The sequence below is a fragment of the Actinophytocola sp. genome, assembly GCF_036555685.1.
Taxonomy (GTDB): domain Bacteria; phylum Actinomycetota; class Actinomycetes; order Mycobacteriales; family Pseudonocardiaceae; genus Actinophytocola.
Genome location: NZ_DATBKY010000237.1, coordinates 51,914 through 69,247, shown reverse-complemented (window position 1 = coordinate 69,247; position 17,334 = coordinate 51,914). Strand labels below are relative to the sequence as shown.

Below are 17,334 nucleotides of genomic sequence, written 5' to 3'. Positions count from 1 at the left end.
CCCGGCGGTCAGCGGCTGTCCACGCTGCCATCGTCGTCTCCCACTGCCGCGCGGCCCGCCTCCAGCCGGGCGATCGGCACCCGGAACGGCGAGCAGGACACGTAGTCCAGCCCGACCTCGTGGAAGAACCGGATCGACTCCGGATCGCCGCCATGTTCACCACACACGCCGAGAGCGATCCCCGGGCGGGCGGCCCGGCCCATCGCCACGGCGAGACCGATGAGCCGGCCGACGCCGTCGCGGTCGATGGTCTCGAACGGGGACACGGTGAACACGCGCTCGGCGAGGTAGGTGGGGAAGAACGCCGCCTCGACGTCGTCACGGGAGAAGCCCCACGTCGTCTGCGTGAGGTCGTTGGTGCCGAAGGAGAAGAACTCCGCGGTCTCGGCGATGCGGTCCGCGGTCAGGGCGGCACGCGGCAGCTCGATCATCGTACCGATCTCGAGTGGTAGGTCCACACCGGACTCGGCGGCGACCTCGGCGAGGATCCCGCTCGCCCGTGCGGCGACGATCTCCAGCTCGCGGGCGTCGCCGATCAGCGGGATCATGATCTCGGCGTGTGGGTGCCCGCCGGCGCGCAGCCGGGCGGCCGACGCCTCCGCGATCGCCCGGACCTGCATGTCGTAGAGGCCGGGGATGACCAGACCGAGCCGCACGCCGCGCATGCCCAGCATCGGGTTTTCCTCGTGCAGCCGGTTGACCGCGCGCAGCAGCCGCTCCGACGTGGCCGGGCGGCCGAGCGCCTTGGCGACCGCAGCCTGGGCGGTCAGCTCGGTACGGTCGGGCAGGAACTCGTGCAGGGGCGGGTCCAGGAGCCGGATCGTGACCGGCAGACCGTCCATCTCGGACAGTATGTCGACGAAGTCCGCTCGCTGCAGGGGAAGCAGCGCCGCGATCGCCGCTTCGCGCTCCGCGTCGTCCGCTGCGAGTATCAGCCGCTCCACGAGCGCCCGGCGCTCACCGAGGAACATGTGCTCGGTCCGGCACAGCCCGACTCCGGTGGCGCCGAGCCGCCGGGCCCGGCCCGCATCGGCCGGGGTGTCCGCGTTCGCGCGCACGCCGAGCCGGCTCCGCGCGTCCGCGTGCCGGACGATGTGATCGACAGCGCGGACCAGCTCGTCGTCGCCGACGTCGCGGCCCTCGAAGTACTCGGCGACCGGTGAGGGCACCACCGGTACCCGGCCGAGGTACACGACGCCGGCCGTGCCGTCGACCGAGATGACGTCGCCCTCGGTCACCACGATGCCGTCGGCGGTGGTGAACCGCCGCACGTCGGGGTCGATGTCGAGCGACTCCGCCCCGCACACGCAGGTGCGGCCGAGGCCTCGGGCGACGACCGCGGCGTGCGACGTCTTGCCGCCGCGGCTGGTGAGCACGCCGCGTGCGTGGATCAGCCCGTCCAGGTCGTCGGGGTTGGTCTCCCGGCGGACGAGGATCACCGCCGCACCCGCCGCCGCACGCGCGACCGCGGTATCGGAGTCGAACACGACCTCGCCCACGGCCGCACCGGGCGAGGCGGCGACACCGGTCGCGATGCGCCGGGCAGCCGCGTTGCCGTCGAAGCGGGGGAACATCAGCTGGGCGAGCTGGGCTCCGGTCACGCGGCGCAGCGCCTCGTCGGCGTCGATGACTCCTTCCGCATGCAACGCTTCGGCGATCCGGAACGCCGCGGCCGCGGTCCGCTTGCCGACGCGGGTCTGCAGCATCCACAGCGTGCCCCGCTCGATGGTGAACTCGATGTCGCACAGGTCCCGGTAGTGCTTCTCCAGGGTCCGCATGATGTCCAGCAGCTGCGCGTACGGCCCGGGATGCAGGTCGGCGAGCCGGTCGAGCGGGAGAGTGTTGCGGATGCCGGCGACGACGTCCTCGCCCTGTGCGTTGGCGAGGTAGTCGCCGTATACGCCCGCCGCGCCGGTTGCCGGGTCCCGGGTGAAGGCGACACCGGTCCCGGAGTCGTCACCGAGATTGCCGAACACCATGGCGCACACGTTGACAGCGGTGCCGAGGTCGTCGGGAATGTGCTCGGCACGCCGGTACGTGCGGGCGCGATCGGTGTTCCAGGACGCGAACACGGACTCGATCGCCAGGTCGAGCTGCTCGCGCGGGTCCTGCGGGAAGTCCCGGCCGGACTCGGCACGGATGATCTCCTTGTAGCGTGCCGTGAGCTGCCGCAGGTCGTCGCCATCCAGGTCCAGGTCGCCGGTGACACCCTTCGCCTCCTTCGCCGCGTGCAGCGCGCCGGCGAAGTGTTGCGCGTCGATGCCGAGCACGGTCTCGCCGAACATCTGCAGCAGGCGCCGGTAGGAGTCCCACGCCAGCCGCGGGCTCCCGGACCATGCGGCGAGCCCGACGACCGAGTCGTCGGTGAGGCCGATGTTGAGGACCGTGTCCATCATGCCGGGCATCGAGAACCGGGCCCCGGACCGCACCGACACGAGCAGCGGCGCGTCGACCTGGCCGAGCTTGCGGCCGGCGGCGATCTCCATCGCGTGGAGGTGAGTGTCCACTTCGTACGAGAGATCGGCAGGGATGGTGCCTGCCGTGAGATAGGCCCGGCAGGCCTCGGTGGTGATGGTGAAGCCCGGTGGGACCGGCAGGCCCATCCCGGTCATCTCCGCGAGGTTCGCGCCCTTGCCGCCGAGCAGGTCCGCCATGCCGCGGTTGCCCTCGGTGAAGTCGTACACGTACTTGGTCATCGGATTTCCTTTCCGGAGGACTCGGAGGTGGGCCGGGTGTGGGAATGGCGCCGCCGGTGCGACCGCCAGAACTCGTCCGCGCCCCAGACGACGACGGGGAACACGGCGAGGAGTGCGAGCGAGCCCGCGGGCGGCATCGCGGTGCCGAAGACGTCCCGCAGGGCGGGCACGGTGATCAGGGCGGCCGCGAACGCGACCTCGAACGCGATGCCCCACAGCAGCAGCTTGTTGCTGAACGGGCCGATGGCACGCAGGGACGCGTGCTGGGTACGGGCCGCGAACGCCGTGCCGATCTGGCAGGCGACGATGCCGAGGAAGGTCATGGTGGTGGCCTGAAGCCACACGCTGTGCAGCGGTGTGCCCGCGCCGACGTCCGCACCGGGGGTCCAGCCACCGGCGTAGAGGGTGAGGAAGAACCCGGCCAGGACGAGGACGGCCGAGATCCCGCCCAGCAGGCCCCACGCTCGCCGGAGCATTGGGGCGTCGATGACGTTGTCGGATCGGCCTCTCGGTGCGCGGTCCATCAGCCCGGGCTCGGCCGGCTCGCGGCCGAGCGCGAGTGCGGGCAGCGTCTCGGTGCCGAGGTCGATGGCGAGGATCTGCAATGCGGTCAGCGGCAGCGGGATCGCGCCGCCGGCGAGGGCGAACAGCAGGAACGGCAGCACCTCGGGCGTGGCGTGGGCGAAGATGTAGAGGATGAACTTGCGCACGTTGTCGTAGACCCGCCGGCCCGCCTGGACGGCGGTCACGATCGTGGCGAAGTTGTCGTCGGTGAGCACCATGGTCGATGCCTCCCGCGCGACGTCGGTGCCGGCGACGCCCATGGCCACGCCGATGTCGGCGGTGCGCAGTGCGGGTGCGTCGTTGACGCCGTCCCCGGTCATGGCGACCACCTCGCCGTGCGCACGCAGTGCGTCGGCGATCCGCAGCTTCGCCTCGGGCGAGCTGCGGGCGAAGATCAGCTCGCGGCTGCCGCGCAGGAGCCGGTCGAGCTCCGCGTCGCTCATCGCGTCCAGCTCGGTGCCGGTCACGACGGTGGGATGGTCGCGGGCGATGCCGACCTGGCGGGCGATCTCGGCCGCGGTGAGCGCGTGGTCTCCGGTGATGACGATGAGCCGGATGCCTGCGGTGTGGCAGCGGGCCACGGCGTCGGCGACCTCGGGCCGGGGTGGGTCGAGCATCGCGACCACGCCGAGCAGCACCAGCTCGGTCTCGGCGGCCGCGCGATCGTCCGGGACGGGCTCGTCCGGCGCCAGCTCGCGCTGCGCGACGGCCATGAGCCGCAGGCCACGGCCGGCGAGCCCGGTGGACACATCGGCGACCTCGGCGCGGTCGACCTCGGTCATCGGGCGTGAGCCGCCGGCGGCAAGGGCGATCCGGGTGGTGCAGGGAAGAACGGACTCCGGCGCGCCCTTGACGTTGACGGTTCGCCGCGTGCCCGCGGCATCCACCGTGGACATCCGGCGCAGTGCGGGGTCGAAGTGGAACTGGCGCAGCCGCCCGGTGTCCCGGCGCTCGACGGAGGTGTCCGCGCCGAGCCCGCGGGCCAACTTCAGCAGCGCGATCTCCGTGGGATCTCCCGCCGCTTCACCCGGGTCTCCGGAGCCGAGGTCGGCGTTGGAGCACGCGGCGAGTGCCGTACGCAGGTTCGTGGCGAGCGGGCTGGTCGCCGGCCCGATGTCGAGCGGACCGGCCGGGGTCCACACGTCCGTGACGCTCATCCTGTTGAACGTCAGCGTGCCGGTCTTGTCGGTGCAGATGACGGTGGTCGAGCCGAGGGTCTCCACGGCCGAGAGCCGCTTCACGACGGCACCACTGCGGGCGAGCACGCGCACACCGACCGCGAGGGCCAGTGTGATGGTGGGCAGCAGGCCCTCGGGCACGTTCGCGACCAGCAGGCCGATGGCGAAGTTGACCGCGTCGCCCAAAGGCAGCCCGGCAACGAGCGCGCCCAGGGGCAGGAAGGCGAGACCAGCTCCGATCGCGACGGCCGCGATCAGCCAGGCGACCCGCTTGACCTGGCGCTCGAGCGGGCTGATGTCGCGCTTGACCCGCTGGGACAGCGCGGCGATCCGGCCGAGCTCGGTGTGCATGCCGGTGGCGAACACGACGGCGGTCGCCTCGCCTGCCGTGCAGGTGGTGCCGCTGAACACCGCGTCCGGTGAGTCCAGCAGGGGGCGCGTTCCGTCCCGGGCGTCCGCCGACCGGTACACGGGGATCGACTCGCCGGTAAGCGCGGAGAGGTCGGCCTCCAGCCCCCCGGACAGCAGCCGGGCGTCGGCGGAGATGCCGTCGCCCTCCTCGATGACCAGGACATCCCCGGGCACCAGGTCGCGAGCCGGCACGGACTGCCGCCGCCCATCACGGACCGCGGTCGCGTGCGGCGGCAAGTAGGCGGCCAGCGCCTCCACGGCCCGCTCCGCCTGCTGTTCCTGCAGAAAGGCCAGCGCCGCGTTGAGCAGGATGACCGCCACGATGGCGATGGCGAGCACGATCGTGCCGGACAGCCACGCCAGGCCGGCCGCGAGCCAGAGCAGCAGCGCGAGCGGGTGCGCGACCTGGTGGAGGAGTTCGGCCGGCCAGTTGGCGCGGCCGCGGCGGGTCAGCTCGTTCGCGCCGTAGACCGTGAGCCTGCGAGTGGCTTCGCGGCTGGTCAGGCCACGACGAGTCGTCCGCAGGTCGCGTAGTACGCGGTCGATGGGCTCGCGTGGGTCCTGCGGCGCAAGGGTGACTTCGGACGCCATACATCGAGCATCGCCAGCGCCGGGCAGCCGGCCCAGGGACCAAGGGCCATACCGGAACGGCCTTTGGTACTCCGGGCCGGCCGAGCACGGCGAACTGCTCCGCACGGCGAGGACTTTGGTCCGTCGCGGGCGCCGCGAGAGACCCGCCGAAGAGCGGTCGAACGCCCGTGGGACCGGCCATCGAGAACGAGCAGGCTCTTACTTGTCAGAAACACCCTCCCCGCTCAAGGAGTCGATCATGACCGCCGCAACCGCTCCCCACGTCGCCGCCGACATGTTCCACGCCGAGGACCGCTGCGACCGCTGCTCAGCGGCAGCGCACGTGCTGGTCCTGCTGAACGCTGGCGGCGAACTGGTCTTCTGCCGGCACCACGCGAACGAGCACCGGGCGCGGCTGGCGCCGATCGCGCTGATCATCGAGCACCAGGAACCCACCCACTAGCCGGGCCAAGCGGGAAACGGTGACTGACATGATCGCGACGAACTTCACCTCCCGGCACCGGGCGATGCTCCGCGCCATCGCCGACGGCCGTGGCCGGCTGCTGACGGGCCGCCACCCCACGCTCTCGGTCGATGGCCGGTGGTGCGACTTCACCGCCACCAACGATCTGGTCGACGGCGACCTCGTTCGGCCGGCGTGGCCGGGGCCGACCGGCAGCATCGCTCCCGCGGTGCTGACCCAGAGCGGTACCGCGGCATTGGCCGCCCTGTCGGCCGCTACCGGCTGATCCGTCGCCAAAGCTGAACCGGCCGAGCTCGCTCGGCCGGTTTCGCGTCTCTACGGTGGTCACGCCGTCAACATCGACCCGACGACCGCGCCGCCGTCCACGACGAACTCGCTGCCCGTGGAGAAGCTCGCTTCCGTCGCGATGAAAACGATCATCGCGGCGACCTCCTCCGGCTTGCCGAACCGCGGGATCGGCTGGCCGACGACCATCGAGTCGTCGAATCCGGCGGTCATCGGAGTGGCGATGGGGCCCGGGTGGACCGAGCACACGCGCACCGAGTCGCCCGCCAGGTCGAGCGCCGCGCTCTTGGTGAGGCCCCGCAGGCCCCACTTGCTGGCGACGTAGGCGCCGAGGCCCGCGTATCCCATGAGACCGGCTGTCGACGAGACGTTGACGACCACGCCGCCGGTCCGCCGCAGCGTGGGGGCCGCGACGTGCATGCCCAGCCACGGACCGAACAGGTTCACGTCGAGGACGTGCCGGAACGCCTTCGGTGTCTGTTCGTCGATGGACCCGAACTCCACGATGCCGGCGTTGTTCACCAGCACGCCGACCGCACCGAAATGCCGCTCGGCGAACTCGAGCGCGGCGGTCCAGTCATCGATCTCGGTCACATCCAGGTGGACGTAGGCGGCCCGCTCCCCCAAGTCCTCCGCGAGCGTCGTGCCCACGTCGTCGAGGACGTCGGCGATGACCACGAACGCGCCCTGGTCGAGGAACGCCCGCGCGGTCGCCGCGCCGATGCCCCGGGCGCCACCTGTCACCAGGACCGTGCTGCCTGTGAGATTCCGCATGGTCGACACACCTTTCCCGTCCGGCCGCGAAGTCCGGCCTCCTGACCACACCACACCCGCACAGCGGCGGCGCGCCCAGCGACCGAAGGCCTTGCGGCGCGGGACGTCCTGCTCCGGTGGTCCGGGACTTCCGGCACTCCCGGCTCCCGGGATCTGGGCGAAGGGTGGGAACCGGAGAGATGGGAGCTCACGATGACTGGTCAGAACGGCATCGTCGTCGGCGTCGACGGCTCCGCGGCGAGCGTCGCCGCCCTGCGGTGGGCCATCACCAGGGCCATGGCAGACCACTGCACGATCACGGCAGTCGAGGTTCGCCCACGGGTCCACCTCGCCCCGGGTACTTCCTACGCGATCCAGCCCTACGGCACCGCGCCGCCGGCCGAACGGCTGCACACCCGGCTGCACGACACAGTCGCCGCCACCGTGGCGACCGTCGCCGACGCGCCGGAGATCGTCGAGATCCAGTTGGAGGGCGATCCGGGGGTAGAGCTCGCTCGCGCTGCCGCGGACCACGGCGGCATGCTGGTGCTGGGCTACCACCCGCACAGCCGCGTGAGCGAGTTCCTCCTCGGCCGTGTCACCGGCGAGTGCCTGCGCCATGCGCGGCGGCCCGTGGTTCTCGTCCCGGCCGTGGGCTGACCGGCGCCGCTGCCCGCGGATGCTCAGTGGACGGTGATGTCGCGCCGCTCGAACACCGGCAGCGCCGCGAGCACGAACACCGCTGCCGCGGCGGGCATCCACAGGTAGACGACCGGCAGCCCCGCGCCCAGTGGACCTTCGGCGAGAGCCTGATGGAACGGTGAGATGCCCCGCCAGGGCTCGAGCACGCTGACCAGTCCGCCCGCTGCGTACAGCAGGTACGCGGCGACCGCGAGTGCGGAGGAAACGGCGATCGCGACGACGTGGCGGCCGGACACCGCGCTGACCGCGAGGGCGAGCCAGCCGAACTCGACGCCCAGCAGCACCACCGCAAGCGAACCGGTAAGGGCGTCACCCGCTGTGATGTCGAGCCCGAAAACCGGCGAGCAGAGCACGACCGCGACGAACAGCACGACGCCGAGGCAACCGACGGCGACCGTCAGCGCCGCGGCCCGGTGCAGCACAAGGCTGGTCGGGGAGACCCGCGTGGTGAGAAGGACTTCGAGCGTGCCGGCCTCCTCCTCGCCGGCGATGGCTTTCGCGCCCCTGCCGATGCCGTAGACGAGGAACAGGATCGGCAGGAGCAAGCTGTACAGCTCGCCGTTGAGGAAGCCGATGCCACTCGCGAACTCGTCGATCTTGAACAGTTCCCGGATCGCCTCCGGATAGTTCGCGATGAACTCGCGCAGGTCACCCATGTTCCGGACGGTGGGCCACAGGGCCGCCTCCAGCACGACCAGCACGGCGAGCCCGACGCTCCACCCGACAAGTGCCTTCCGCTGGTCACGGAGAGTCTTGACGAAGACATTGGTGAGCACTGTCATCCCTGCTCTCCGTAGTAGGTCAGGAAGATCTCCTCGAGGTCCGGCTCGTGGGTCACGAGGCTCGCGATCCGGAACGGGGCGGCCGCGGCGAGCAGGGCGGCCATGGATCCCGCCACGAGGACCTGCACGCCGGAACCGTTCGCCACCACCTCGGTGACACCGGGAACGGAGCGCAGCGTGTCGATGGGTGGCGCAGACTCGAACATGATGTCCAGCCGCCGCAACGCCTTCGCCTTGAGGCCGGCGACCGAGGCGACCTCGACGAGGTGGCCCTGCCGCAGGATGCCCACGGTGTCGGCGACGGCCTCCACTTCGGACAGCACGTGCGAGCAGAGGAACACCGTGCGGCCGGCGGATCTCGCTTCGCGCAGCATGGCGAGGAACTCCCGCTGCACCAACGGGTCCAGGCCCTGGGTCGGCTCGTCGAGGATGAGCAGCTCCGGGTCGTGCTGGAGGGCCTGCACGATGCCGACCTTCTGCCGGTTCCCGTGTGACATGGCACCGATGACGTGGTCCAGATCGAGGTCGAGCCGCTTGGCGAGCTGCCGGGTCGCCGACGCGTCGACGCCGCCACGCAGGTTTGCCATGTAGCGCAGGTACTCCGCGGCCGTCAGGTCCGGGTATGCGACGAAGTCGCCGGGCAAGTAGCCGATGCGGCGCTGCGCGGTCTCGCGTTCCCGCACCACATCCGCACCCAGCACGCTCGCGTAGCCGGCCGTCGGCCGGATGAGCCCGGCCAGCAGGCGGATCGTCGTGGTCTTACCGGCGCCGTTGGGGCCCAGGTAGCCGAACAGCGTCCCGGCCTGCACGTCAAGGTCCAGCCCGCTGAGCGCCGGTCTGTCGTGGTAACGCTTCGTCAGGCCCTCGGTGTGGATGACCGGACTCATCGATCTCTCCGTTCGCGAAATGCAGGCCCGAGGGCAAGCCGTCGACCCGGACGACAGTCGTCCGGCCACGTCACCATCGGTGGGCCCTAGTCGTCCCAGCCGATGGACACCGGGGTGGTGGTCATGAGATCGACCCGGTAGACGCCGGCGACGGTCCGGGCCAGGGCGGCGACGATCGTGCGTTCGGCGTCGTCGGCGAAGTCGCCGCTGACCGTGACGTCACCGTCGACGACCTTGACTGTCCAATGCCGACGGCTGCCGGCGTAGTCATCGAGCAGGTGGCGCAGCTTTGCCTTGATCACGTCGTCGTCGCGGACCAGCATGTGCAGCAGGTCCCGTCGCGACACGACGCCGACGAGCAGACCCTCCTCCACGACCGGCACACAGCGCAGCCGCCGCGCGAGCATCCGCTCGGCGATCACTCCGACATCGGTCGTGGGAGCGACCACCTCGACAGGTGTTGCCATCGCCGACGTCACCGGCACGTCGCGGTCCCGGATGTCGGCGCGCAGCGCATCCGACTCGCTGAAGATGCCGACGACGTGGCCGATGTCGTCGACGACCGGAACCGCGGCGAAGCCGTGCTCGGTCAGCACCGTCGTGGCCTCCCGCACGCTCGTGCCGGTGTCGACGCTGAGCACCGGCCGGCTCATGACGTCTCGTGCACGCATGGTCTTCTCCTTCGGGTTCAGCCACCGCCGTCGGCACGGACCACCGCGACCGGGCACCACGAGTGGTGGAGCAGGGTCAGGCTCGTGGATCCCAGGAGCAGGCTGGGGAACGAGCCGCGGCGGCGGCGGCCGACGACGACCAGCTGTGCGGTGGACGAACAGCGACGCAGCGACCGGCTCGGCCGGTCGTGGACGACGTCGCGCTGGATGCGCACGTCCGGGTACTTCTCCTGCCACCCGGCGAGGCGCTCGGCAAGCGTCTCCTCCGCCTGCTCGCGCAGCAGGATCAGGTCCACCGGTGCGTTGTCGCCGGCCAGGGCGATCTCGACCAGCGACTCCGTCCAGGTGTGGACGGCGACGAGCTCGGCGCGGCGCGCGGATGCCTCGGCGAACGCGAAGGCGGTGGCCGCCTCGCTCAGCTCGGTGCCGTCCACGCCGACGACGACGGGGCCGAGGTCCCGTGGCCGCCCGCCGGGTTCTCGCCCGCGGACGATCACGACCGGGCTCTGTGCCTGCCCGGTGACCCCGACTGACTTGCAGCCGACCAGGAAGCCGGTGAGGGCGCTGAGGCCGCGGGTACCGAGGACGACCATCGACGCCGACTCGGATTCGTGCACGAGGGTCGGCACGGTCGAGCCGGCTTCCAGGACCGTCTCGGTCGGCAGGTGCACGTCGACCTCGGCAGCCACTTCCCGAGCCTCCGCGAGCCATCGCCTGCCGTGCTCGCGTGCCGCGTCCAGTAGCGACTCCGGTTCGGACACCAGTGCCGGCACGCCGAGGGGCAGGTCGTACGTGTGCACCAGGCGAAGCGGCACGTGGTCGCGGGCGGCGACCTTCGCGGCCCATCGCGCGGCCTCGAGGGCCGACGCCGACCCGTCGATCCCGACAACGACGGGCCGGTTGTGGCGGGTGGTCATCATCCAGTTCCTTCGGCGATGTCGCCGGCGCTCGGCCGGGCGACCACGACGGGGCAGCCGCTGCGGCGGATGAGGTCGCGGCCCACCGACCCGAACAGTGTCGAGGTGATCCGCCCGTGCCCGCGGGAGCCGAGCACCAGCAGGGCGGCGTGGCGGGAGCGCTGGGCGAGTACGTCCTTCGGGTCGCCGGCCGCGACGTCCTCCGTGACGGTGACGTCGGGGTACAGCTGCCGGAATGCGGTGAGCGTGAGCGCCTGCGCGGTGCTCTCCCCTCGCTCCGCCGGCAGGCAGCGAAGCACGACCAGCGGGCGTCCGGACCTGTTGGCGGCCGCGAAGGCGTAGGCCAGGGCGGCCTGTGAGGTGCCCGCCTCGTCCACCGCGGCGATCACGGGGGCGTCCTGCGTGCCGGACAGCTCGGCGTGCGGCACGACCGCGAGTGGGCAGGGCGACGTGGTGAGCAGTGACCCGGGCACGGAGCCGGTGATGGCCTCCGCGAACGGACTCTGGTCGTCCGCGCCGATCACGATGAGATCGGCTTCGCTCCCGGCGTGCCGTAGGACGTCGACGGCTGTGCCGGCAATGACGTCGGTCATGACGAACAGCCCGGGGTGGGCGGCCCTCGCCCGGCCCGCGGCGTCGACCAGGTGCTCGCGGCCTGCGTCGCGGAGCGTCTCCGCGGTCTCGGACGGCAGGTACTGCTCCGGCGCGGCGACCGGTGGGACCGCGGTCACCAGGTACAACTCCGCGGCGCGGGCCGCCGCCTCACCGGCGGCCCAGAGGATCATCGGAAGCCGGAAGTCAGCCGGGGCGATCCCGGCCACGACACGGCCATGTGTGCTGTTCATTTCGTCTCCACTCGGGCCGTCGCGACGGGGCATTCGGCGTAGTGCAGCAGCGATTGGCTTACCGAGCCGAGTCCGAGTCCGGTCAGTGCCCCGCGCCCGCGCGAGCCGACGACGACCAGCTGCGCGCCGGCCGACGCCTTGAGCAGCGCGCGCTGCGGACGGTCGCGCTCGACCACCTTGCGCACCACGACTTCCGGGAACTTCTCCGACCAGCCGGCGAGCACCTCGTCGAGCCGCCGTGCCTCGGCGGCGCCGACGAACTCCCAGTCGATCGTGTCCGGCAGGCTCGCCCAGCCCGCGGACATCGGCACGTCCATCCAGCTGTGCACCGCGACCAGGTCGACACCACGCTCGGCGGCGGCGGTGAACGCGAACTCGACCGCGGCGTCGGACAGTGGCGAGCCGTCGACGCCCACGACCACGGGGCCGTTCTCCGGCGGCGTGCCCGCACCACCCGGGCCGTGCATGACGACGACCGGGCAGTGCCCGTGCGCGGACAGGGCGACCGACACGGATCCGACCAGCAGTCCACGGAACCCGCCGAGGCCACGCGAGCCGAGCACGACCAGCTGTGCGGTCAGGGACTCACGGATGAGGACGTCGGCGGCCACGCCGTCCCGCTGGTCCGTGCTGAGCGGGACGTCCGGCGCGGTCGTGCGGGCCGCCTCGGTGGCCTGGTTCAGCCAGTGCCGGCCCTGCTCGAGAATCGCGTCGTGGTACTCGGGTGGTGGGGCGATCTGCCGCGGGTGCCGCACTGGCATGAGGAAGCAGACGTGGACCAGGCGCAGCGGCGCGTGGCGTCGCTCCGCCTCCCGCGCCGCCCAGCGCACCGCGTCCAGTGCGGACGCCGAGCCGTCGATCCCGACGACGACGGGGTGTTCCTGGCTGCCGATGTTCGTCATGACGGATCCTCCTTGGCGCCGTCTCGCAGGGCGGCGAACTCGGTTTTCGGATGGTGTGGTTCGGCCGGGTGGCCGAATCGCATAAGTGCCTGGGGAAAGCCGGCCAGTTCCATTCCTTCGATCAGCCCGGCGCGAACGCCGCGCAGTTGCAGCGGTTGGGTGAGAATCGAGCCGACGAGGCCGCGCCCGGTCGCGTCGAGCCAGGTCGCCTGCACCGCCATGCCCGCCCGGACGTGATCGAGCGGGCCGTCGTCGGGCGTCAGCACGACGAGAAGGCATTCACGGCGCAGCCGGTCGGCGAAGACCACCGGGTCCGGAACGGCGGTGAGGCGGCGGACCAGGCCCGCCCACGGCAGGGTGTCGAGGTGTCTCGGCACGCTCGCGACTCCCTCGCCCGGGCGGGGGTCCGCGCTCGTGGTGGTCCATGCCGACAGCTCACGCTGATACGCGCGGTCGGCCTTGAGCACGAGCGCCGCGTGATCGAACACCCTTGCGATCACATCGATGTCGCCGTCGCCCCGCACGGCACGCACCTCGACGCCGCCGGTGTCGGAGGCGGCGACCAGCGCGTCGCGTGTGGACTGCTCGATCGGAGCGGATGTGAAGGGCTGGCGGTAGCTTCGCCGGCGCGACACGGCCGCGTATCGCCTCAGCTCCACATCGGACGGTTCGCGCCGGCCGGTCACCCGGGCTCTCCCGACCAGGTCGGGGCGGTCGCCCGGGACGAGTGCGAGCGCTGGCACCCAGCCCAGTACACGGATGGCCAGCAGGAGGTTCTCCAGGGCCGCGCCGCACGAGATCAACAGGTCCCGGCCGAGCGGGTCGTGCCGTTCGAGCGCGCGGTCGAGGCGCTGGTAGAGGGACACGCCGTGGGCGCCGTCGTCGTGGAACTCCAGCACCCAGGGCTGGGTGTTGTGCACCGACGGCGCGGCCCGCACGGCCGCGGTGACGACCTCGATCTCTCCCTTGGTCCAGTCGCTCATGGGATGGCCTTCTCGATGGGTGTGATGTCCGCGGAGCGCCGGGTCACGTCGCCGACCGGACGGCGCGGTGTGGGTGCCGGCGGGTGGCCGTAGCCGATCCGCAGGACCGTCTGCGGGTGATGTGGTCCGCCGATGAGGTTGCGCAGCGCGGTGCGGATGTACGGGACCTCGATGGGTTGCGACAGGAACGAGGCGCTCAGGCCCGAACTGGTGGCGTTGAGCAGCACCCGCTGCATCGCCTGGCCCGCGCGCACCCTGTCCACCACACGGTCGCCGGCCGAGGTCAGCACCGCGACGAGTGGCTCCTGCTCGAACTCGCGCTCCGGTCCGGCATCGGTTTTGTGGAACCGGCGCAGCTTGAGCAGCTGACCGCCGATCGGGCGCGGCCCGCCCGCGGACAGCGGCACGCCGTCCCGGCGTGCCGGCGCCCCGGTGGTCCAGCTGAGCAGTTCGGTCTGGAAGGCGGGGTCCTCCTCCTGCAGGTGATCGGCCCGGCGCAGAAGGCCGGCGAAGGTCCCGATCTGCATCGGGGTGTCCAGGAGGACGAGGCGGGCTCCGGCCGCCTGGGCGGCGCCGGTCAGGATGCGCCGGTGGGTCAGCGGAACCGGCCGTTCGTAGAACGGCCGCCGGTTGGTCGCGCGCCGGTCGATGGCGGTGGCGAGCGAACGGAGCTCCGGCGAGGCAAGCCGGTAACCACCCATGCGCACCCTGGCGAGCAGGTCCGGCCGATCCGGATCGGGCAGCAGGTCGGTGACCACCACTAGGTCGGACGCCTGCAGTGCCAGGGAGAGGTTGAACAGGGCTGCGCCGCAGGACAGCTGGGCCTCCCGGGCGTCGGGGTCCGCCACCGGCAGCACGCGGTCGCGGTCGAGGTGGAGCTCGACGTATGGCGGCGACACGACGAACAGCCACGGCTGTGTGTTGTGCACCGAGGGAGCCCGGGTCGCCGCATACAGCGCGCGGTCGACGACCGCCGACAGGGCGGGATCGGTGGTGTTCATCGGGTCACTCCTGGCTGTTCTCGTGGTGGCCGTCGGCCCTTCATTCCCAGCGTTGCCTCGGCGTCGCCGGTGCGGCAGCGTCGACCTTCCTTGCCTGGCAGGGCCTTTCGTCCCTTTGTCGTCAGCCGTGGTCGGCTGTGGTCGGCCGTGGTCAGCCGTGGTCAGCCGTGGTCAGCGGCGGTAGTTGTGCCAGCCTGGTTCCACCCGTGCCCACTGCTGGTCCCATGCGCGGTAACGGCGCCGGTTGAGGAGGAAGTGCAACCCCGTCTGAGCGACCACCAGCAGCACCACCGCGGTGAGCCAGCCGGAGAGGGTGACCATGGCGCCACCGACCGCCGAATCGGCCTCGGTCAGCGGGCGATCGACGACGCGACCGTCCCCGTCGAGCCAGATGTCGACCTTCGTGCCGGCGTTCATGCCATCGCGCGCCGGTACCTTGCCGGAGCCGGCGGTGCCGTCCGGCAGCGTCCAGGTGGCCGGCACGTGCGACAGCCCGGCGACCACGTTCCCGTGCCCGCCGGCGCCCACGTCAGGTGCGTCCCGCGTCAGGATCGCGACGACCGGTTGCCGAGTGCGCGCTTGCTCTTCGCCCGTCGCGACCATGTCGGCGTGGACGATCGACCCGAGCGCCAGCATGACCGGCCCGAACAACAAGGCGACCAGCAGGACGAGGACCAGTGACGCGCTCTCCACCCGGTCGCTCCCACGTGCCAGGCCGTTGCGGTGCGGCCAGGCCAGCCGTACCGCCCGCATCGCGAGCGAGCTCGATGAGCTGTTCATGACTGCCCCCGGCGCGATCGGATCAGCCGCTGAACCTCCGCGGCACGCTCCTCGGCGCGGGCATCGGCGTCCTCGCGCTCGTCACGTGATTGCACCCGGGCATCTCCCCACGGGTACACGTACGCTTCTTCGCCGGTGTCGAGCCACCGCACCCGGAACGGGGGATCCCCGTCCCCGGTAACCTCTTCGATGAGCGCGCGGCGCGTTCCGGAACCGAAACTCTTCTCGACGATCAGCCAGTCTCCTGGTCGCGCATGCATGGCAGACCTCCGACCACATGGGACTCTTCAGTTGTCACCATGGTCGGCGCCGCGGCGGGGCCCGGGCAGGGACGGAGGTCCCCGATACCCGGGCCCAACGGACTCAGCGTCGGCGTGGGCGTTGCCGGGCGGCGAACACGATCACCAGCGAACCGGTGACCAGCAACCCGATGCCACCGGCGAGAATTCCGACCGCGATCGGCTGCAGGCTCGGGGCAGTGGCGGCGAACGTGACGTCCGCTGCCACGCCCCGTCGCGCCGAGGCGTTCATGACGACCAGCGACCACTCACCTCGCCGCGGAACCCAGTTCACCGTCAGCTCACCGGTTCCCGTGTCCGAGGCGACCCACATGGTGTCGCCCATCGGCACCGCCGGCGGCCGCATGCGCATCATCGGTGCGGCGTGCGGCATGGTCCTGGGCCCGGTGAACCGGCCGTGCGGCACGTCGCTCAGGTAGGCGGCGACGTCGGACGTCCGTGCGATGCCGGCGAACATCGCGCCGGAGTCCACACCGGACACATGAATCCGGACCCGGCCGAGAACGTCGTCCACGCCGGGCAGGCCGTGATCCACCGATGAGATCTCGCTCGCGTCGAACCTCAGCGCGTAGCCGGTGTCCGAGAAGCGCTCGACCGGGGTCGACAGGTAGCCATCGGCGCCGCGATGCCCGTCCAGCCACAGCAACGCGCCGCCACCGGCGGTCAGGCCGAAGCCGAGCAGCAATGCGAGCACCCCGGCCACGACACCGACCACGCGGCCGGCGGAGCCACCGGAATGCGTGGCGACACGCTCCGCCGGCTCGGGGCGGACCCGCGGACCGGCGGGATCCGCGCCGCCGAGATCCAGGCGGAATGGCGGGTACTCGTCGGTCATCAGCGCGGCGTAGGCACCCACCCGCAGCACCCAGCGGTTCATGCCGGTGACCAGATCGAAGATGCCCCGCGGATACCGGCCGGTGAACAGCAGCGCCACGCCGGCGAACAGGGCCAGCACCGCGACGAGCCCGCCGCCCACGCCCAGCCGGCTCTCGCCCCACTGCCACAGCAGGATTCCTCCCCCGCCGGTGAAGAACGCGATGACCACGTAGTGCGGGATCGCGAGCAGCCACCACTTGACGAGTACGAGCCCTCGGGAGAGCCGCTCGGGGTAGGCGATGTCGAGCGTGGCCGGGTAGTCCGGCTCCTCGTCGAGGCTGAACGGCGGGTAGCGGTCGGTGCCGAGGCCGCCGTAGCCGTAGAACCAGACGCGCCAGGTCCAGCGCAGGACGCCGAGATTGAAGTCGAAGAGCGGACGCGGGTACCGCCCGCTCACGAGGATCGCCACCAACGCGACGAACGTCAGCACCGGGAAGGCCACCCACAGAAAGAACAGCACGACCAGGTGCGGTACCAGCAGCAACCACTTGACGAGCCACAGCCCGCGGCTGGGACCGCCGTCCGGCCGGGTGTCGAGCCGGGCGTTCAGCCGCACCGGCGAGTTCGAGGTGGACACCGTCGTCTCCTTCGCAGTAGGCCGCCGCACGGTCGACGGCTCTGCTGCCCACGCTCGGCAGGTCTCCCGCGGCCGGACAGGGTCCCTCGGACGTGACGGGTGGGCCTTTGGTCGCCCGACCTCGGGCACTACAGCCCTGCCCGGCAACCCGCCGGGAGGCGACGGTTGTGG

17 protein-coding genes are annotated in these 17,334 nt (G+C 71.5%); 3 read left to right on the top strand and 14 right to left on the bottom strand.

Going from position 1 to position 17,334, the window contains the following annotated elements; all coding sequences use genetic code 11:
* Nucleotides 1-8 precede the first annotated feature (8 nt).
* Both ppdK and VH969_RS23515 read right to left on the bottom strand, forming a co-directional pair.
* A complete protein-coding gene (gene ppdK / locus VH969_RS23520; RefSeq protein WP_331977778.1) occupies nucleotides 9-2,696 on the bottom strand; it encodes a pyruvate, phosphate dikinase in 2,688 nt (895 codons plus the stop codon).
* The gene (locus tag VH969_RS23515; RefSeq protein WP_331977776.1) at nucleotides 2,693-5,440 is read right to left on the bottom strand and encodes a cation-translocating P-type ATPase; all 2,748 of its coding nucleotides are present in this window, start codon (nucleotides 5,438-5,440) and stop codon (nucleotides 2,693-2,695) included. The genes ppdK and VH969_RS23515 overlap by 4 nt, the downstream gene beginning before the upstream one ends.
* A gap of 238 nt (nucleotides 5,441-5,678) precedes the next feature.
* Here VH969_RS23515 and VH969_RS23510 point away from each other — a divergent pair, with 238 nt between their 5' ends.
* Together VH969_RS23510 and VH969_RS23505 are read left to right on the top strand one after the other, a co-directional pair.
* On the top strand, nucleotides 5,679-5,882 hold the full coding sequence (locus VH969_RS23510) for a DUF7455 domain-containing protein (protein WP_331977774.1): 204 nt from the start codon (nucleotides 5,679-5,681) through the stop codon (nucleotides 5,880-5,882).
* A 28-nt stretch (nucleotides 5,883-5,910) separates the two neighbouring features.
* Nucleotides 5,911-6,168 carry a hypothetical protein gene (locus tag VH969_RS23505; RefSeq protein ID WP_331977772.1) on the top strand — a complete coding sequence of 86 codons (258 nt, stop codon included), beginning with the start codon at nucleotides 5,911-5,913 and terminating at the stop codon, nucleotides 6,166-6,168.
* 59 nt (nucleotides 6,169-6,227) lie between these two features.
* Here the strand turns inward: VH969_RS23505 and VH969_RS23500 are convergent, their stop codons facing one another.
* Nucleotides 6,228-6,962, bottom strand: a complete 735-nt coding sequence (locus tag VH969_RS23500) for an SDR family NAD(P)-dependent oxidoreductase (protein WP_331977770.1) — start codon at nucleotides 6,960-6,962, stop codon at nucleotides 6,228-6,230.
* 192 nt (nucleotides 6,963-7,154) lie between these two features.
* Between VH969_RS23500 and VH969_RS23495 the strand changes: the two genes are divergently transcribed.
* Nucleotides 7,155-7,601 (top strand): universal stress protein, encoded by a 447-nt coding sequence (locus VH969_RS23495; RefSeq protein WP_331977767.1) that lies wholly within the window; start codon nucleotides 7,155-7,157, stop codon nucleotides 7,599-7,601.
* A gap of 23 nt (nucleotides 7,602-7,624) precedes the next feature.
* On the opposite strand, the gene VH969_RS23490 is transcribed toward VH969_RS23495, so the two are convergent.
* The 11 genes from VH969_RS23490 to VH969_RS23440 all read right to left on the bottom strand — a co-directional run bounded on the left by VH969_RS23490 (nucleotide 7,625) and on the right by VH969_RS23440 (nucleotide 17,163).
* Nucleotides 7,625-8,425: an ABC transporter permease gene (locus tag VH969_RS23490; RefSeq protein ID WP_331977765.1), complete on the bottom strand. Its 801-nt coding sequence runs from the start codon at nucleotides 8,423-8,425 to the stop codon at nucleotides 7,625-7,627.
* Nucleotides 8,422-9,312, bottom strand: a complete 891-nt coding sequence (locus VH969_RS23485; RefSeq protein ID WP_331977763.1) for an ABC transporter ATP-binding protein — start codon at nucleotides 9,310-9,312, stop codon at nucleotides 8,422-8,424. Before VH969_RS23485 ends, VH969_RS23490 begins: the two co-directional genes overlap by 4 nt.
* Nucleotides 9,313-9,398: 86 nt before the next feature.
* Nucleotides 9,399-9,983, bottom strand: a complete 585-nt coding sequence (locus tag VH969_RS23480) for a CBS domain-containing protein (RefSeq protein ID WP_331977761.1) — start codon at nucleotides 9,981-9,983, stop codon at nucleotides 9,399-9,401.
* A 17-nt stretch (nucleotides 9,984-10,000) separates the two neighbouring features.
* Complete coding sequence (locus VH969_RS23475) at nucleotides 10,001-10,903, bottom strand: universal stress protein (RefSeq protein WP_331977759.1); 903 nt, start codon at nucleotides 10,901-10,903, stop codon at nucleotides 10,001-10,003.
* Entirely contained in the window at nucleotides 10,900-11,745 is an 846-nt protein-coding gene (locus VH969_RS23470) for a universal stress protein (protein ID WP_331977757.1), read from the bottom strand. The genes VH969_RS23475 and VH969_RS23470 overlap by 4 nt, the downstream gene beginning before the upstream one ends.
* On the bottom strand, nucleotides 11,742-12,647 hold the full coding sequence (locus VH969_RS23465) for a universal stress protein (protein WP_331977755.1): 906 nt from the start codon (nucleotides 12,645-12,647) through the stop codon (nucleotides 11,742-11,744). The genes VH969_RS23470 and VH969_RS23465 overlap by 4 nt, the downstream gene beginning before the upstream one ends.
* The gene (locus VH969_RS23460) at nucleotides 12,644-13,630 is read right to left on the bottom strand and encodes an Acg family FMN-binding oxidoreductase (protein ID WP_331977753.1); all 987 of its coding nucleotides are present in this window, start codon (nucleotides 13,628-13,630) and stop codon (nucleotides 12,644-12,646) included. The genes VH969_RS23465 and VH969_RS23460 overlap by 4 nt, the downstream gene beginning before the upstream one ends.
* Nucleotides 13,627-14,631: an Acg family FMN-binding oxidoreductase gene (locus VH969_RS23455; RefSeq protein WP_331977751.1), complete on the bottom strand. Its 1,005-nt coding sequence runs from the start codon at nucleotides 14,629-14,631 to the stop codon at nucleotides 13,627-13,629. Before VH969_RS23455 ends, VH969_RS23460 begins: the two co-directional genes overlap by 4 nt.
* A gap of 171 nt (nucleotides 14,632-14,802) precedes the next feature.
* Entirely contained in the window at nucleotides 14,803-15,411 is a 609-nt protein-coding gene (locus VH969_RS23450) for an Rv1733c family protein (protein ID WP_331977749.1), read from the bottom strand.
* A complete protein-coding gene (locus VH969_RS23445; protein WP_331977747.1) occupies nucleotides 15,408-15,671 on the bottom strand; it encodes a DUF1918 domain-containing protein in 264 nt (87 codons plus the stop codon). Before VH969_RS23445 ends, VH969_RS23450 begins: the two co-directional genes overlap by 4 nt.
* A 103-nt stretch (nucleotides 15,672-15,774) precedes the next feature.
* Entirely contained in the window at nucleotides 15,775-17,163 is a 1,389-nt protein-coding gene (locus VH969_RS23440) for a DUF4389 domain-containing protein (RefSeq protein WP_331977745.1), read from the bottom strand.
* Between the last annotated feature and the right edge of the window lie 171 nt (nucleotides 17,164-17,334).

Coding starts and splice junctions, on each gene's coding strand:
- ppdK (WP_331977778.1), bottom strand. CDS start 2,696: ATGACCAAGTACGTGTACGACTTCACCGAGGGCAACCGCGGCATGGCG.
- VH969_RS23515 (WP_331977776.1), bottom strand. CDS start 5,440: ATGGCGTCCGAAGTCACCCTTGCGCCGCAGGACCCACGCGAGCCCATC.
- VH969_RS23510 (WP_331977774.1), top strand. CDS start 5,679: ATGACCGCCGCAACCGCTCCCCACGTCGCCGCCGACATGTTCCACGCC.
- VH969_RS23505 (WP_331977772.1), top strand. CDS start 5,911: ATGATCGCGACGAACTTCACCTCCCGGCACCGGGCGATGCTCCGCGCC.
- VH969_RS23500 (WP_331977770.1), bottom strand. CDS start 6,962: ATGCGGAATCTCACAGGCAGCACGGTCCTGGTGACAGGTGGCGCCCGG.
- VH969_RS23495 (WP_331977767.1), top strand. CDS start 7,155: ATGACTGGTCAGAACGGCATCGTCGTCGGCGTCGACGGCTCCGCGGCG.
- VH969_RS23490 (WP_331977765.1), bottom strand. CDS start 8,425: ATGACAGTGCTCACCAATGTCTTCGTCAAGACTCTCCGTGACCAGCGG.
- VH969_RS23485 (WP_331977763.1), bottom strand. CDS start 9,312: ATGAGTCCGGTCATCCACACCGAGGGCCTGACGAAGCGTTACCACGAC.
- VH969_RS23480 (WP_331977761.1), bottom strand. CDS start 9,983: ATGCGTGCACGAGACGTCATGAGCCGGCCGGTGCTCAGCGTCGACACC.
- VH969_RS23475 (WP_331977759.1), bottom strand. CDS start 10,903: ATGATGACCACCCGCCACAACCGGCCCGTCGTTGTCGGGATCGACGGG.
- VH969_RS23470 (WP_331977757.1), bottom strand. CDS start 11,745: ATGAACAGCACACATGGCCGTGTCGTGGCCGGGATCGCCCCGGCTGAC.
- VH969_RS23465 (WP_331977755.1), bottom strand. CDS start 12,647: ATGACGAACATCGGCAGCCAGGAACACCCCGTCGTCGTCGGGATCGAC.
- VH969_RS23460 (WP_331977753.1), bottom strand. CDS start 13,630: ATGAGCGACTGGACCAAGGGAGAGATCGAGGTCGTCACCGCGGCCGTG.
- VH969_RS23455 (WP_331977751.1), bottom strand. CDS start 14,631: ATGAACACCACCGATCCCGCCCTGTCGGCGGTCGTCGACCGCGCGCTG.
- VH969_RS23450 (WP_331977749.1), bottom strand. CDS start 15,411: ATGAACAGCTCATCGAGCTCGCTCGCGATGCGGGCGGTACGGCTGGCC.
- VH969_RS23445 (WP_331977747.1), bottom strand. CDS start 15,671: ATGCATGCGCGACCAGGAGACTGGCTGATCGTCGAGAAGAGTTTCGGT.